The sequence below is a fragment of the Lentzea sp. NPDC051213 genome, from assembly GCF_044455585.1.
Taxonomy (GTDB): Bacteria; Actinomycetota; Actinomycetes; order Mycobacteriales; family Pseudonocardiaceae; genus Lentzea.
Map to the genome: position 1 here is coordinate 1 of NZ_JBITEX010000017.1, position 14,706 is coordinate 14,706.

Sequence of the window (14,706 nt, forward strand, 5' to 3'; positions counted from 1 at the left end):
ACCACGCTCAAGGGCCTGAGCCCGGTCCAATACCGAGCCCAGGCCCTCGCGGCCTAACCTTCAACTAGCCAGTCCAACTTCCGGGGACCAGTTCACTTGGTGCGGCCCCCTCTTTTGACTGTGCTTAGTGCAGCTCCTCGCCGCGCTCCTTGGCGTCCTGCAGACGCTTGTAGGAACGGACGATCTCGGCCTCGGCCTCGGTGCGACCGACCCAGGACGCGCCCTCGACACTCTTGCCGGGCTCGAGGTCCTTGTAGACCTCGAAGAAGTGCTGGATCTCCAGGCGGTCGAACTCCGCCAGGTGGTGGATGTCCCGCAGGTGCTCGTGCCGGGGGTCGTGGGCGGGGACGCAGAGAACCTTGTCGTCGCCGCCTTTCTCGTCGGTCATGCGGAACATGCCGATGGCACGGGCGGCGATCAGACAGCCGGGGAACGTCGGCTCCTGGACGAGAACGAGCGCGTCCAGCGGGTCGCCGTCCTCACCCAGGGTGTTCTCGATGAACCCGTAGTCGGCCGGGTACTGCGTCGACGTGAACAACGTGCGGTCGAGGCGGATACGACCACTCTTGTGGTCCACCTCGTACTTGTTGCGCACGCCCTTGGGGATCTCGATCAGGACGTCGAACTCCACTGGTCCTCGCTCATGTAGCCCATTCGTGACGCCACTAGTGTGGACCACGACGCCCTGTCAACCCTCATCGGAGCGGCGGCTGGAGGGTGTGAGATTGCCCGTACCGAGCTGACGGAGGACCTCTTGCCGGACGAGCCCCAGTGGCCGACCGACGACGACGACGCGGAACTGGATGCGCCGTCCGAGGTGCCGACGTTGCAGGTCAGCCGCCCGTCCGTGGACGGGCCGACGATGCGGTTGCCCGTCGCCGCGGTGCTGCGGCCACCGTCCATTCAGGAGCCGCTCCGCTCGTCTCCTGTTCGTTCCGCCCCGAACGGTTCTGGGGCTGGTTCTGGTGGTCCCGGTGGGCCTTCGGGCGGTGCCGGTGGATCTTCGGGTGGATCTTCGGGTGGGAAGTCTCACGGGGCGAATGGGCTGAACGGTGGCCAACCTCCGCAGGTGGAGCCGCCGCGGGCGGCGCCTGTGCGGATCTCGCCTGGGGGTGAGTCGGCTCCGGCGGGGACTTCTGCGGAGTCGTCGTGGTTCGAGCAGACGGTTCGGGCCGAGTTTGTCCACAGGCAGGCGCCGAACTCGCCGGAAGTGTCGGTGGCGCCTGGGAGAATTGAAAACGGGGGACCCCAGGGAGGGGACCCCCGCGCGAGCGTGCGCCAGGAGGCGCCGCGCACTGAGCAGCAGCGCGAAGAGCCGACGCTCCAGGAACTACCGCGCCCCGAGCAGCCGCGCCAAGAGCCGCAGCGCCAGGAACCAGCGCGTCAAGAACCCCCGCGTCAAGAACCCCCGCGTCAAGAAGCTCCCCGCCCCGACCAGCCCAGACGCGAAGTCCAGCCCAGACGCGACCTCCCCGTAACCGGCTATGACGAAGAGCCCCAAGACCGGCTCACCACCGACGAGCCCAAAACAGGCCGCAAACCCCTGGCCGTGGTGATCGGCCTGCTGGTCGTGGCAGCCCTGGCCGGCGCCACCATCTACGCGGTCATGGAGTTCGGCGGTCCCGCCGCCATCGAGACCAAGCCCCCGGCCCCACCCGCCAACGTCCAGCCCCTGGTCAAGGCAGTCACCGCAGGAGCACCGGCCCCCACCCCGCAGGGCGTGCGGCAGGCCCTCACCGGCCCGGCCGGCAACAGCCTGCTGGGCACGCTGACCGGAAGCGTCGTCGACCCGGCCTCGGGCACCGCGCTGTGGCAGCAGGGCGACACCACCCCCGCGACCCCGGCGTCGAGCCTCAAGGTCCTCACGGCCGCCGCGGCGCTGCTCAGCCTCGAGAAGACCGACCAGCTGTCCACCAAGGTCGTCCAGGGTGCGGAGCCCGGCACCGTGGTGATCGTCGGCGGCGGTGACCCCACGATCTCCGGCACGCCCGGCAGTTCCGTCTACCCCGGCGCGGGGTCCCTCGACGACCTCGTCAACCAGGTCCGGCAGAAGGGCGCGGTCAGCAAGGTCCTCTTCGACCTGAGCCGGTACACGGGTGACGCGCTGGGGCCGCAGTGGGAGTCGGCCGACATCGGCGGTGGATCGGTGGCGCCGATCGTGCCGTTCATGGTCGACGGCGGACGGGTCGACCCGAAGAAGGACGTGGTCGCGCGCACCGGAAGTCCCGGGCAGGCCGCGGCGGACGCGTTCGCGCAGCGGATCGGTGCTCCTGGGGCCACGCTCGGCACGGCTCCGCCCAACGCGCCGGTGCTCGGCGAGATCAAGTCGGCGCCGATCGAGCAGCTCGTCGACAACATGATGCAGATCTCCGACAACGTCCTCACCGAGGCGATCGCCCGCGAGATCGCGATCAAGACGGGCAACGAGCCGTCGTTCGCGGGCGGGGTCAAGGCCGTGCGGGACGTGCTCACCAAGAACGGGTTCGACCTCACCGGCGCGACCTTCGTGGACGGCAGCGGGCTCTCCGCCACGAACAAGATCCCGGCCAAGCTCCTCACCGACGTGCTGACCGCCGCGGCCAAGCCCACGCTGGACGACCCGCGGACGGCGAAGCTGCGGCCGTTGCTGACGGCGCTGCCGGTGGCCGGTGGCAGCGGCACGCTCGCCGGGCGGTACAGCGGGAGCGCGGCCGGCGGCAAGGGCTGGGTGCGGGCCAAGACAGGCACGCTCACCGGGGTCAACGCGCTCGCCGGCGTCGTGGTCGACGTGGACGGGCGGGTGCTCGTGTTCGCGTTCATGTCCGCGAGCAACCGCAACCCCGAGACCGAGGTGCGGCCCGCGCTCGATGTGATGGCCACGGCGTTGCGAGGCTGTGGCTGTTCGTAGCGGGCCGCACGCAGGTAGCTTCGGCAGGGTGAACGGCGCAGCGGAGGCAGAGCTCGGCCCGGTGGACTGGGAGCTGGCGGTCGCGACCGCTGTGCGGCTCGTGCGGCCGGGGCCGGTGATCGGCAAGGACGAGGCGGACCACGCGGTCGGCAGACTGCGCGAGCTCGCCCCGCAGTCCGAGGTGCACGTTCGCGAGCTGACCGGGCTCGGTCAGGGGCTGCCGTTGCTGCCGGGCGAGGTCGTGGACCGGCCCGCGTGGGTCAGGGCCGCGGCGCAGGGGCTGGCCGCGTTGACGGCGCCCGCTATGCCGCGCCAGGCCGGTGCGATGGCGAGCATCCTCGCCGGCACGGCCGGTGTGCAGGCCGGTGTGGTGATGGCCTTCCTGAGCTCACGGGTGCTCGGCCAGTACGACCCGTTCAGCCCGAACGACCAGCTCGCCGGGCGGTTGCTGCTCGTCGCGCCGAACATCGTTGGCGCGCAACAGGCTCTGGACGTGCCCGCGGACGACTTCCGGATGTGGGTGTGCCTGCACGAGGTCACGCACCGCCTGCAGTTCACCGGGGTGCCGTGGCTGCGGCGGTACTTCTCCGACCAGGTCACCACGCTTCTCTCCACAATGGACGACGACCGCGCGCCGCTGCCGGAGGTCATCAGGGACTTCCGGCACAAGCTGCGCGCCGGCGACGGTCCGATGGGGCTGATCGAGCTCATCCAGTCGCCGCAACAGAAGACCGTGCTGGACCGGCTGATCGCACTGTCCACTTTGCTCGAAGGCCACGCGGACCACGTGATGGACGCGGTCGGCCCGGCCGTCGTGCCGTCCGTTGCGACGATCCGCAGCCGCTTCACCGCGCGCCGCAAGGGTGGCGGCCTGCTCGACCGGATCCTGCGCACGGTGCTCGGCGTCGAGGCGAAGGTGCGCCAGTACGAAGAAGGCGCCGAGTTCACCGAGTACGTCGTCAAACGAGTCGGCATGGACGGCTTCAACGCGATCTGGACCTCCGCCGACACCCTGCCGACCAGGGCGGAGATCGCCGAGCCGATGACCTGGCTGCGCCGCGTGTCGCCGTGAACGGCCCGGTCGCCGAGATCAGGACGGCGGTGCGCAGGTTCCTCGACGAGGTGTCCCCTGATCACCTGACCGTCGCGGTCTCCGGCGGCGCCGACTCGCTCGCGCTGGCCGCGGCGGTGGCGGGCCTGAGGCCGGACGCGTGTGCGGTAGTTGTCGATCACCAGCTGCAGCCGGGCTCCGGGGCAGTGGCCGCGCGGGCGGCCGAGCAGTGCGCCGGGTTCGGCCTCACCGCGCACGTGGAGACCGTTCTGGTGGAAGGCCCCGGCGGTCCCGAGGCGGCGGCTCGCACTGCCCGCTACGCCGCGCTGAGGCCCGCCAGGGGTGTCGTGCTGCTGGGCCACACCCTGGACGACCAGGCCGAGACCGTGCTGCTCGGGCTGGGCCGCGGCTCCGGCCCGCGTTCGATCGCCGGCATGCGCTCCTACGACCCGCCGTGGGGCCGCCCGCTGCTCGGCGTGACTCGCGCGATCACCCGTGCTGCCTGTGCGGAGCAAGGCATCGAGGTGTGGGAGGACCCGCACAACGCCGATCCGTCGTTCACGCGCGTGCGCTTGCGTCACGAGGTGTTGCCGTTGCTGGAAGACGTGTTGCAGGGCGGCGTCTCGTCGTCGTTGGCCCGCACGGCCGCGCAGTTGCGTGAGGACTGTGATGCACTCGACTCTCTCGCGGCGGCCTTCAGCGGTGACTGCTGTGCGGTGGACGACATCGCCGAGTTGCCGGTCGCACTGCGACGCAGAGTGCTCAGGTCGTGGCTCATCGAGGAAGGCGTGCCCGAACTGTCCGATTCGCACCTGCGTCGTGTTGACGCACTGGTGAGTGAATGGCGCGGTCAGGGCGGTGTTTGGCTACCTGGCGGCTTTGTCGCGCGGCGTGCGCATGGCAGGCTCGTTGTGGAACCGAAGTCTTAAGCAGAGGGGACCTGTCCGTGTACGACGGAGACATCGCATCCGTGCTCATCACCGAGCAGGAGATCAGCGACAAGGTCACCGAACTCGCCAAGCAGGTCGCTGCTGATCACCCAGAAGGTGACTCCGACCTCGTGCTGATCACTGTGCTCAAGGGCGCCGTGATGTTCATGGCCGATCTTGCCCGCGCGCTGCCCGTTCCGGTGCAGCTGGAGTTCATGGCCGTTTCGTCCTATGGCTCCTCCACGTCCTCCTCGGGCGTGGTGCGGATCCTGAAGGACCTGGACCGCGACATCGCCGACCGCAACGTGGTGATCGTCGAGGACATCATCGACTCAGGGCTGACGCTGTCGTGGCTGCTCAAGAACCTGCAGTCGCGCCGGCCCCGTTCGCTCGAGGTGTGCACGCTGCTGCGCAAGCCCGATGCCGTCAAGGTCGAGGTGCCGGTCAAGTACGTCGGGTTCGACATCCCCAACGAGTTCGTCGTCGGGTATGGCCTGGACTACGCCGAGCGCTACCGGGACCTGCCCTACATCGGCACGCTGGACCCGAAGGTCTACTCGAACTGAACTTCCAGTAACGCGGGGGCGCCCCCCGTTCGGCCGGGGCACCGGGGGGCCCCCCCGGTAGAGTGTGTCCAGGTGGGGGGGGCCCCCCCCCGCGCGACCCCCGGCCCCGTCCCCCCCCCAAACTCCTCTCCGATCCAACTCCTTCTTACACCAACAACAAACACAAGTCGGCGGGGGCCCCAATTTTCCCCCGCCGCCTGGGGGCCCCCCCCGCGTTACTTCTGTCAGCAGTTCGGACGGCACCGCCGCTGCGAGACCGCGTCCAGCAGCACGCCGCGGATGTCCTCCGGGTTGCGTGCCTGGTACGCCTTGCCGCCGGTGGCACCGGAGATGGCGCGCAGAGCGTCCATGTCGACCTCGTCCCCGAGCCCGACCATGATGATCGGCACCGGCTTCGCGGGATCGGCCTCCCGCTTCAAGGTCTCGATCAGCGCGTTCGTGTCGATCGACGAGACGTCGTCGTTGCGGCCGTCGGTCATGAGCACGACCGAGTTGACCTTCGCCGGGTCGTAGCCCGACAGCACGTGGCGGAACGCGGCGAGCGTCGTGTCGTTCAGCGCCGTGCCGCCGCCGACCAGGTTGGTCAGCTGGCTCGCGCCGGCTTCCAGGCGCTTGCGGCGTGTCACGCCGACCAGCGGTTCGCCGAGCGGGCCGATCGGCACCAGTTCGATCCAGTCCTGCGGCGGCTTCTTGTCCGTCGAGAACGCCCACAGGCCGATCGCGGTGGTGTCCGGCAGCATCGACAGGGCGGTCATGGACGCCTCGGTGGCGGCCTCGACACGGGTCTTGCCGTTGCCGCTCTTCTCGATCATCGAGCCGGAGACGTCGATGACGGTCAGCATGCGCATGTCCAGGCTGATGGCGCCCCACGTGCGCAACAGTTCGGAGACCTGGTCGGCGTTCGGGGTCTCGATCATCTTCACGTCGCCGGCCTGCACGCCCTCGACGTCGGTCGACCACTTGGCCGGCGCTGCGCCCTGGGCGGTGCGGAAGCCCGCCTCGCCGAAGCGCTTGCCGGTCTCGGCCGAGCGGAGCACCTTCTCGAACTCGGCCGCGGCCTCGCCGATGCCCTCGGTCTCACTCGTGCGCGAGACCCTGACCAGCGGGTAGTCGAAGGACAGCGTGCCTTCCTTGGGCGGGGCGCCCAGGACGGCGTTGTCCTTCACCGACCGGTTGTTCGCCACGATCGACTGCTCGGAGGCGGCGAAGAGCGGTGCCTTCTCCGCGTCCGTCGTGACCTTGCCGAACGCGTCGCGGACGGACGGGATGGCGCTGCGACCCACCCTCAGCAGCGCGCCGACCAGTTCCGGCTTCGGCGTGCCGTCGGGGTTGCCCAGCAGCGTGCGGATGACGAACAGCGTCGCGAGGCCCTCGGAGGTCATCGTCGGGTCGCTCATCGACACCTGGACCTTGGGGTCGAGGACCTTGGCCCAGGAGACGGGCGAGATCGGGTAACCGATCTTGGCCATCGCCTGCTCGGAACCGGCCATCACCAGCGGGCTGGACGCCAGCGAGGGCTTGATGTCCAGCTTCGGTGCCTCCGGGCCGGTCTCGGCGGCCTGGCGCTGGGCCTCTGCGGCCCACATCGAGGAGTCGGGGATCCAGAGCGAGTGGGGGTTGATCTGCGCGGTCGGCAGCTCGTTCGCCACGTCGGCCGCGTTGCGCGACTCGACCTGGACCTGAACGCAGCGGCCGTTCACCACTGGTTGTGACCGCTGGTACTCCTGTGCCGCCGCGTTCACGACATCTAGAGCGGCGGGGGTGACGGCGACCTTCAACGGCAGTGCACCGGAGCAGTCGGCGCCGCTGGTGACACGTAGTGCCACGACCGTGACGCCCGCCGCCGCGACCACGCCGAGCAGAGCGCCCACGGGGAGGGCGACCCGCCGGAACAGACCGGGGGACGTGTGACGAGCTGACATACAGTTACTTACCTTCGGTCACGTGTTCACTCTTTCGAGTGGCGGGGGAACACTCGGGGGAATGCATGAGGATAGATGTGACCCCCAAACGTAATGAGATGGCGTGACCTGCGTCACTCGACTGGACGGCCGTATTTGTTCCGGATGAACCAAACTGCGTGAACATGCGTGGTGGGGGTCACGCCTGGGAACCGGGGAGAGCCCCCGACCGTTGGTTGCTCAGTACCCGACCAGCGGGCGGTAGGCTGGTCGGACGCGGTATGTGGGTCTTCCACTGCCCGACGCGCAAGTCAGGGAGGGTCGAGGCCGCCCGCCGGCCGTAAGTGCATGGACCGCAAGCGCCTGCTTCGCAACCCGCTGCTGTGGATCGCTGCGGTGTTGCTGCTCTACTTCGTCTTCACCGTGCTCTTCGACGACGCACGCGGCTACCACCCGGTCAAGACGTCCCAAGCACTGCAACAGGTGCGCGAGGGCAACGTCAAGGAAGCCACGATCGAGGACAAGGAGCAGCGTCTCCGACTCACCCTCAAGGACGGCACGAACTTCGAGGGCAGCAACCGCCTGATCACGCAGTTCCCGGCCAGCTCGACGGACGAGATCTTCACCGTCCTCGACCAGGCCTCGAACAAGCCGATCGTCGAGACCAAGGTCAGCCAGGAGTCCATCCTGATGCAGATCTTGATCTACCTCGTCCCGCTCGGCCTGCTGTTGCTGCTCCTGATGTGGATGATGAACAACGCCCAGGGCGGCGGCAACCGCGTTCTGAACTTCGGCAAGTCCAAGGCCAAGCAGTTGTCCAAGGACATGCCCAAGACGACGTTCGCCGACGTCGCCGGTGCCGAAGAGGCCGTCGAGGAGCTCGAGGAGATCAAGGACTTCCTCCAGAACCCCGGCCGCTACCAGGCACTGGGCGCCAAGATCCCGAAGGGCGTGCTGCTGTACGGCCCGCCGGGAACCGGTAAGACGCTGCTCGCGCGCGCCGTCGCCGGCGAGGCGGGCGTGCCGTTCTACTCGATCTCCGGTTCGGACTTCGTCGAGATGTTCGTCGGTGTCGGTGCCTCGCGTGTCCGCGACCTGTTCGAACAGGCCAAGCAGAACGCGCCGTGCATCATCTTCGTCGACGAGATCGACGCGGTCGGTCGTCACCGCGGCGCCGGTCTCGGCGGCGGTCACGACGAGCGCGAGCAGACGCTGAACCAGCTGCTCGTCGAGATGGACGGCTTCGACTCGCGTGGCGGGATCATCCTGATCGCGGCGACGAACCGTCCCGACATCCTCGACCCGGCCCTGCTGCGCCCCGGCCGCTTCGACCGCCAGATCCCGGTGTCCGCACCGGACCTGAAGGGCCGCAAGCAGATCCTCCGGGTGCACTCCAAGGGCAAGCCGCTGGCCGCGGACGCCGAGCTCGACGGCCTCGCAAAGCGCACCGTCGGGTTCTCCGGCGCCGACCTCGCGAACGTCATCAACGAGGCGGCACTGCTCACCGCGCGCCACAACGGGCACGTCATCACCGGTGCCGCGCTCGAAGAGGCGGTGGATCGCGTGATCGGCGGTCCTGCTCGCAAGAGCCGGATCATCTCCGAGAAGGAGAAGAAGATCACCGCGTACCACGAGGCCGGGCACGCCCTGGCCGCGTGGGCCATGCCGGACATCGACCCGGTCTACAAGGTCACGATCCTCGCCCGCGGCCGCACGGGTGGTCACACCCTCTCGGTGCCGGAAGAGGACAAGGACCTGATGACCAGGTCCGAGATGATCGCGCGGCTGGTGTTCGCGCTCGGCGGCCGCTCGGCCGAGGAGCTCGTGTTCCACGAGCCCACGACCGGCGCGTCCAACGACATCGAGCAGGCGACCAAGATCGCCCGCGCGATGGTCACCGAGTACGGCATGAGCGCGAAGCTCGGTGCGGTCAAGTACGGCCAGGAGCAGGGCGAGCCGTTCCTCGGCCGCTCGGCCGGCCGGCAGGCGGACTACTCGCTCGAGGTCGCGCACGAGATCGACGAGGAGGTGCGCAAGCTCATCGAGGCGGCGCACACCGAGGCGTACGAGGTGCTCACCACGTACCGCGACGTCCTCGACGACCTCACGCTCGAGCTCATCGAGAAGGAGACGCTGCACCAGAAGGAACTGGAGCGGATCTTCGCCCGCGTCGAGAAGCGGCCGCGCATCACCCAGTTCAACGACTTCGGTGACCGCACGCCGTCCAGCATCCCGCCGGTCAAGACGCCGGGCGAGCTCGCCAAGGAACGCGGCGAGCCGTGGCCGCCGGTCGTCGAGGACACGCTCGACGACGAGGTTTCCGAGGCCTCGCAGCCGGCCGAGCCCGCCGCGGTGGAGCCTGCCGGTGAGCAGCCGTCGCTGAACGGCTCGAACGGTGCGCACCAGCCCGCCCAGGGCCAGGTGCAGCCGGCGAACCAGTCGGGTCCGCCGAACTACGGCGCGCCGCCCGGATGGACTCCGGCGACCGTGCCCGGCGGCAAGCCGCACAACGTGTGGGAGCCGAAGACGCCGCAGCCGGACCAGGACGAGCGTCAGTGACGGAGAACCACCAGCTCGACGAAGACGCCGGTCTCACCCGCAACGGGGAGGCCGGCGTCTCCGCGCGGCGGGTCTTCGACCAGGCGCGCGCAGAGGCAGCGGTGCGCGAGCTGTTGATCGCGTGCGGTGAGGATCCGGAGCGCGAGGGCCTGCGCGAGACACCCGCACGGGTGGCGCGTGCTTACCGGGAGTTGTTCGCGGGCCTCTACACCGACGCGGACAGCGTGCTGGCCAAGACGTTCGACGAGAGCCACGAGGAGCTCGTCCTCGTCACCGACATCCCGATGTTCAGCTTCTGCGAGCACCACCTGCTGCCGTTCCACGGCGTGGCGCACGTCGGGTACATCCCGAACGAGGCGGGCCGGGTGACGGGGCTGTCGAAGCTCGCGCGGCTGGTCGACCTCTACGCGAAGCGGCCGCAGGTGCAGGAAAGGCTGACGTCGCAGGTCGCGGACGCGTTGGTGCGCAAGCTGGAGCCGCGCGGCGTGATCGTCGTGGTCGAGGCAGAGCACCTGTGCATGGGCATGCGCGGTGTGCGCAAACCTGGTTCCCGCACCACGACTTCGGCGGTGCGCGGGCTGTTGCGCACGTCCGCTTCCTCGCGGGCGGAGGCGATCGAGCTGATCAGGGGCCGGCTGCGGTGACCGGTCTGCCTCGCCCCGGCCGCTGCGTCGTGATGGGCGTGCTGAACGTGACGCCGGACTCGTTCTCCGACGGCGGCCGCTACCTCGACGTGCAGGACGCGGTCGCGCACGGCGTCGCGATGCACAAGCGCGGCGCCGACCTGATCGACGTGGGCGGCGAGTCCACCCGGCCGGGTGCTTCCCGAATCGAGTCCGCTGAGGAGATCTCGCGGGTCGTGCCCGTCATCCGCGCGCTGGTCGCCGAGGGCGTGCCGGTGAGCGTGGACACGATGCGCGCGTCGGTCGCGGTCGCGGCGCTGGAGGCCGGCGCGTCGATCGTGAACGACGTGTCCGGCGGCCTGGCGGACTCCGGGATGGCTGCCGTGGTCGCCGCGGCGGGCGTGCCGTACGTGCTGATGCACTGGCGCGGGCACAGCACGGAGATGGATTCGTTGGCGCGCTACGACGACGTGGTGTGCGACGTGCGCACGGAGTTGCTGGAGCGCGTGGAGGCGGCGTTGGCGGCGGGTGTCGCGGAGTCGTCGATCGTGCTCGACCCCGGGCTGGGGTTCGCGAAGCTCGGCGACCACAACTGGGAGCTGCTGCAACGGCTCGACGAGCTGGTGGAGCTGGGTTTCCCGGTGCTGGTGGGGGCGTCGCGCAAACGCTTCCTCGGCACGCTGCTCGGCAACCGTCCACCGGACGGCAGGGAGGACGCGACCGCGGCGGTGTCCGCTCTGGCGGCGTTCCACGGAGCGTGGGGAGTGCGGGTGCACGACGTCGACCGGACGCTGGACGCGGTCGCCGTCGCCGGTGCGTGGAGGCGGGGGCATGGCTGACCGGATCGCGTTGACGGGCCTGCGGGTCCGCGGCAACCACGGTGTGTTCGAGCACGAGCGGCGCGACGGCCAGGAGTTCGTCGTGGACGTGACGCTGTGGCTCGACCTGAGTGCCGCGTCGCGCAGCGACGACCTGAAAGAGACTTATCACTACGGCGAGCTCGCCGAGATGGCCGCCGCGATCATCGGCGGTGAGCCGTGCGACCTCATCGAGACGGTGGCCGGTCGCATCGCCGACGCGGCCATGCAGGACTCGCGGCTGCACGCGGTCGAGGTGACGCTGCACAAGCCGTCCGCGCCGATCCCGCTGACGTTCGACGACGTGTCGGTGACGATCCGCCGCTCGCGCCGGCTGGCCGCACCGCTCAAGCAGGCCCCATGACCCGCGCGGTCCTGTCGATCGGATCGAACCTCGGCGACCGGTTCGCCTTCCTGCAGTCCGTTGTGGACGGGCTGCGCGAGCACGTCGTCGCCGTGTCGCCCGTGTACGAAACGGCCGCGTGGGGCGTGGAGGACCAGCCGGACTTCCTGAACGCGATCGTGATCGTTCGCGCGGACGACGCCGACGAGTGGGACTGGCTGCGGCGCGGCCAGGCGCTGGAGAACGCCGCCGGACGCGTGCGGGAGAAGCGCTGGGGACCGCGCACGTTGGACGTGGACGTCGTGACGGTGGACGGGGTGACCTCGGACCACCCCGAGCTGCTTCTGCCGCATCCTGGGGCGTTTGAGCGCGCAACAGTCCTCATCCCGTGGCTCGACGTCGAGCCGGACGCCGTGCTGCCGGGTCGCGGCCGGGTCGCGGAGCTGCCGTTCTCGGCGGAGGGCGTGCGACGGCGCGAGGACCTCGTGCTGTCAGGTTGGATGGAAGCGTGAGGTTCACCCGCCCCCGCGACCTGGTCGCCATCGCGGCCATCGCCGGCCTGCTGGCTCATCTGCTGCTGCGGCTCGCCTACGACTCGTTGCCGCCGCTGCCTCAGCTGGCCGGATCGACGCTCTTCGTGATCGCCGTCGTCGAGGTCGTGCTCGCGTTCTCGATGAGGGCCAGGGTCCAGCGCCGGCCGGGAGCGCGTGCGGTGCAGCCGCTGACCGCGGCCCGCACGGTGGCGCTGGCGAAGGCTTCCTCGGTTTTGGGCGCGCTGATGTTCGGTGCCTGGACCGGTTTGCTGATCTTCATCCTGCCGGTGCGCGACTCGTTCCCGGCGGCCTCGAACGACCTGGTCGCAGGCGTGATCGGGACGATTTCGGCCTTGGCCTTGACGGGTGCCGCGCTGTGGTTGGAACACTGTTGCAAGACGCCGACGGATGCGCCTGGGACCGATTAGATACCTGACCGTAGGTCTCAGTCGGATAACTACGCGGTACCGTAGGGCCCATGACCGGGCGAGGCGCGTCGATCGACGACGAGCAGGAAGATCGCGGTCGTGGCTCCGGGCGGTTGCTGTTAGTAGCGGCATTGGCGCTCGCCCTGGTGGCCGCGGCGGTGCTCGTGCTGAGCGACAGCGCCCGAATGCTGCGCCTGGCCGTGGTGGCCGCGCTGTGGGCGGCACTGGTCGGTGCCTTCCTGGCCGCGAGATACCGCAAGCAGGTCACGGAGCGCGACGACGAGGTGGCCGACCTCCAGTCCGTGTACGAGCTCGAGCTCGAACGCGAAGTAGCCGCCCGCCGCGAGTACGAACTCGAGATCGAGTCCGAGACCCGCAAGCGCATCGAGGAAGAGTCCCGCGCGGACATCGAAGCCCTCCGCGCCGACCTACATGCTCTGCGCGACAACCTCCAGGCCTTGCTGGGTGGCGACGTCCTCGTGGAACGCGTGGCCCTGCGCGCCGAGTCGACCCGCCTGCGCTCCCTCGGTTCGGCCGACGCCTCCAGGCTGACCGCGTCCCCCGAACAGCGCGTCATCAACGCCAAGCCGGTGATCACCGCGTCGACTTCGATCGAGAAGCCGTCCGAGCGCACCGAGCTGATCGAGCGCGTGGCCCACGACGCGAAGGTCCAACCGCCGCGCCGCGAGCCTCTTCGGCCGGAGCCCACGCGGCCCGAGCCTGGCCGTGGTGCGCCGCGGCCGCAGCCGGCCGTTGTGCGGCGTGAGCCCGTTAAGGCCGTTAAGCAGGAACCCGCCCGTCCGCCGCAGCCTCGGCCTGCTGGTGGTGTTGCTTCCCGGCTTGGTGGGCTGGCGCCTCAGGTTCAGGCCCAGTCTCAGCCTCTGCCCGCCCAGTCCATGCAGTCTCAGCCCTTGCAGGCGCAGGCTCAGCGGACTGAGCGGGTGCCTCGGCCGCAGCCGGTGGCTCGTACCGAAGCTGTGTCACGGTCGGAGCCTCCGAAGGCGCCTGCCGCTGTGGCCAAGGCTGTTGAGGCTCGTAAGCCTGAGCCTCGGTCCCGGGTTGCTGAGCGCACGGAGATGATTGATCCGGCGGCGTTGGCTGCTGGGGCGCGGGGGGCTGCTCCGGCTCCTGGCCCGGCGGGTGGTGGGCGGCGGCGGGCTGATGAGCGTTCTGCTCCTGCTCCTGTGCAGAGCAGTGGGTCCTGGGAGACGTTGAAGCCTTCTGACGGCTCGGATTCTGGGTCTGGGCGGCGGCGGGCTGATGAGCCTCGGCCCGATTCTTCTCGAGATTCCGGGCGGGACTCTGGGCGGGATTCTGGTCGCGACTCTGGGCGGGAATCTTCTCGGGAAGCTGTTCGGCGGGCTTCTGAGGATTCGTTGGTGTCGTTGCCGCCTTCTGGGCGGCGGGCTGCTGAGCAGTCTTCGGCTCGGTTGCCGGTGGTTTCTGGGCGGCGGGCGTCTGAGGACATGCCTGTTGCTGGGCGGCGGGTGGCTGAGGATTCTTCGGCTCGGTTGCCTGCTGTTTCTTCTGGGCGGCGGGCTGCTCCTGAGGATCCTTCTGGGGCTCATGCTGATGGGAAGTCGGTTAGTGAGTTGCTGGCTTCGCTTGGGGGCGGGGATGCGCCTCGGCGTCGGCGGCGGCGTGAGGACTGAGGTTCTCGGTTTCTGATCTTGTCGGACCCTCTGAGTAGGTTGAGTTGTAGGGGTTCTCAGATCGGGGGGACGCCTGCGGTCGCCTGCGGTTTGTTGGTGGTCGGGTTGCGGTTGGCGGGTTCCTGGTGGGTGCTTCCACCTGGGGCTCTGCCCCAGACCCCGGCAATCTGATCTGGGGGCCAGCGCCGCCTGCGGGTTGATGGCACGCCTGTTGCTTACGGCGGCTGCCTGTTGCGTAGGTGCTTGCGTTGGCGGTGGGGTCCCGTCACGAGTCGCACGGGAAGGCGGCCACACCTGGGGGATGAGGTCAAGTCGACGAAAAGCGTGTCGACTTGACCTCATCCCCCAGGCGCGGCAACAGCATCCATGCGACTCGT

13 protein-coding genes are annotated in these 14,706 nt (G+C 69.4%); 11 read left to right on the plus strand and 2 right to left on the minus strand.

The features are described from left to right. Nucleotides 1-124 precede the first annotated feature (124 nt). On the minus strand, nt 125-631 hold the full coding sequence (locus ACIA8G_RS43815) for an inorganic diphosphatase (protein ID WP_396424767.1): 507 nt from the start codon (nt 629-631) through the stop codon (nt 125-127). Nucleotides 632-1,552: 921 nt separating this feature from the next. Between ACIA8G_RS43815 and dacB the strand changes: the two genes are divergently transcribed. The 4 genes from dacB to hpt are packed head-to-tail and all read left to right on the plus strand — an operon-like array spanning nt 1,553 to nt 5,433. Beyond that, nucleotides 1,553-2,887 (plus strand): D-alanyl-D-alanine carboxypeptidase/D-alanyl-D-alanine-endopeptidase, encoded by a 1,335-nt coding sequence (dacB, locus tag ACIA8G_RS43820; protein WP_396424768.1) that lies wholly within the window; start codon nt 1,553-1,555, stop codon nt 2,885-2,887. Between the two features lie 28 nt (nt 2,888-2,915). Next, nucleotides 2,916-3,959 (plus strand): zinc-dependent metalloprotease, encoded by a 1,044-nt coding sequence (locus tag ACIA8G_RS43825; protein ID WP_396424769.1) that lies wholly within the window; start codon nt 2,916-2,918, stop codon nt 3,957-3,959. Next, the gene (tilS, locus tag ACIA8G_RS43830; RefSeq protein WP_396424770.1) at nt 3,956-4,867 is read left to right on the plus strand and encodes a tRNA lysidine(34) synthetase TilS; all 912 of its coding nucleotides are present in this window, start codon (nt 3,956-3,958) and stop codon (nt 4,865-4,867) included. The genes ACIA8G_RS43825 and tilS overlap by 4 nt, the downstream gene beginning before the upstream one ends. 17 nt (nt 4,868-4,884) lie before the next feature. Then, nucleotides 4,885-5,433 (plus strand): hypoxanthine phosphoribosyltransferase, encoded by a 549-nt coding sequence (gene hpt, locus ACIA8G_RS43835; protein ID WP_396424771.1) that lies wholly within the window; start codon nt 4,885-4,887, stop codon nt 5,431-5,433. Nucleotides 5,434-5,657: 224 nt separating this feature from the next. On the opposite strand, the gene ACIA8G_RS43840 is transcribed toward hpt, so the two are convergent. Continuing rightward, nucleotides 5,658-7,355 carry a substrate-binding domain-containing protein gene (locus ACIA8G_RS43840; RefSeq protein ID WP_396424772.1) on the minus strand — a complete coding sequence of 566 codons (1,698 nt, stop codon included), beginning with the start codon at nt 7,353-7,355 and terminating at the stop codon, nt 5,658-5,660. Nucleotides 7,356-7,682: 327 nt separating this feature from the next. On the opposite strand from ACIA8G_RS43840, the gene ftsH reads away from it, so the two are divergent. The 7 genes from ftsH to ACIA8G_RS43875 are packed head-to-tail and all read left to right on the plus strand — an operon-like array spanning nt 7,683 to nt 14,329. Next, nucleotides 7,683-9,893, plus strand: coding sequence for an ATP-dependent zinc metalloprotease FtsH (ftsH, locus tag ACIA8G_RS43845; protein ID WP_396424773.1), 2,211 nt, complete (start codon nt 7,683-7,685; stop codon nt 9,891-9,893). After that, on the plus strand, nt 9,890-10,537 hold the full coding sequence (folE, locus tag ACIA8G_RS43850; protein WP_396424774.1) for a GTP cyclohydrolase I FolE: 648 nt from the start codon (nt 9,890-9,892) through the stop codon (nt 10,535-10,537). Before ftsH ends, folE begins: the two co-directional genes overlap by 4 nt. 32 nt (nt 10,538-10,569) lie before the next feature. After that, nucleotides 10,570-11,355 (plus strand): dihydropteroate synthase, encoded by a 786-nt coding sequence (folP, locus tag ACIA8G_RS43855; RefSeq protein ID WP_396424779.1) that lies wholly within the window; start codon nt 10,570-10,572, stop codon nt 11,353-11,355. After that, complete coding sequence (gene folB / locus ACIA8G_RS43860) at nt 11,348-11,737, plus strand: dihydroneopterin aldolase (RefSeq protein WP_396424775.1); 390 nt, start codon at nt 11,348-11,350, stop codon at nt 11,735-11,737. Before folP ends, folB begins: the two co-directional genes overlap by 8 nt. Beyond that, entirely contained in the window at nt 11,734-12,228 is a 495-nt protein-coding gene (folK, locus tag ACIA8G_RS43865; protein WP_396424776.1) for a 2-amino-4-hydroxy-6-hydroxymethyldihydropteridine diphosphokinase, read from the plus strand. The genes folB and folK overlap by 4 nt, the downstream gene beginning before the upstream one ends. Further along, nucleotides 12,225-12,677, plus strand: a complete 453-nt coding sequence (locus tag ACIA8G_RS43870) for a DUF3180 domain-containing protein (RefSeq protein ID WP_396424777.1) — start codon at nt 12,225-12,227, stop codon at nt 12,675-12,677. Before folK ends, ACIA8G_RS43870 begins: the two co-directional genes overlap by 4 nt. Before the next feature lie 50 nt (nt 12,678-12,727). After that, nucleotides 12,728-14,329, plus strand: a complete 1,602-nt coding sequence (locus tag ACIA8G_RS43875; RefSeq protein WP_396424778.1) for a DUF6779 domain-containing protein — start codon at nt 12,728-12,730, stop codon at nt 14,327-14,329. Nucleotides 14,330-14,706 lie beyond the last annotated feature (377 nt).

Bases quoted from the DNA above. Each gene is read 5' to 3' on its own strand.
- ACIA8G_RS43840 (WP_396424772.1), bottom strand. From the start codon at position 7,355: ATGTCAGCTCGTCACACGTCCCCCGGTCTGTTCCGGCGGGTCGCCCTC.
- ftsH (WP_396424773.1), top strand. From the start codon at position 7,683: ATGGACCGCAAGCGCCTGCTTCGCAACCCGCTGCTGTGGATCGCTGCG.
- folP (WP_396424779.1), top strand. From the start codon at position 10,570: ATGGGCGTGCTGAACGTGACGCCGGACTCGTTCTCCGACGGCGGCCGC.
- folB (WP_396424775.1), top strand. From the start codon at position 11,348: ATGGCTGACCGGATCGCGTTGACGGGCCTGCGGGTCCGCGGCAACCAC.
- folK (WP_396424776.1), top strand. From the start codon at position 11,734: ATGACCCGCGCGGTCCTGTCGATCGGATCGAACCTCGGCGACCGGTTC.
- ACIA8G_RS43875 (WP_396424778.1), top strand. From the start codon at position 12,728: ATGACCGGGCGAGGCGCGTCGATCGACGACGAGCAGGAAGATCGCGGT.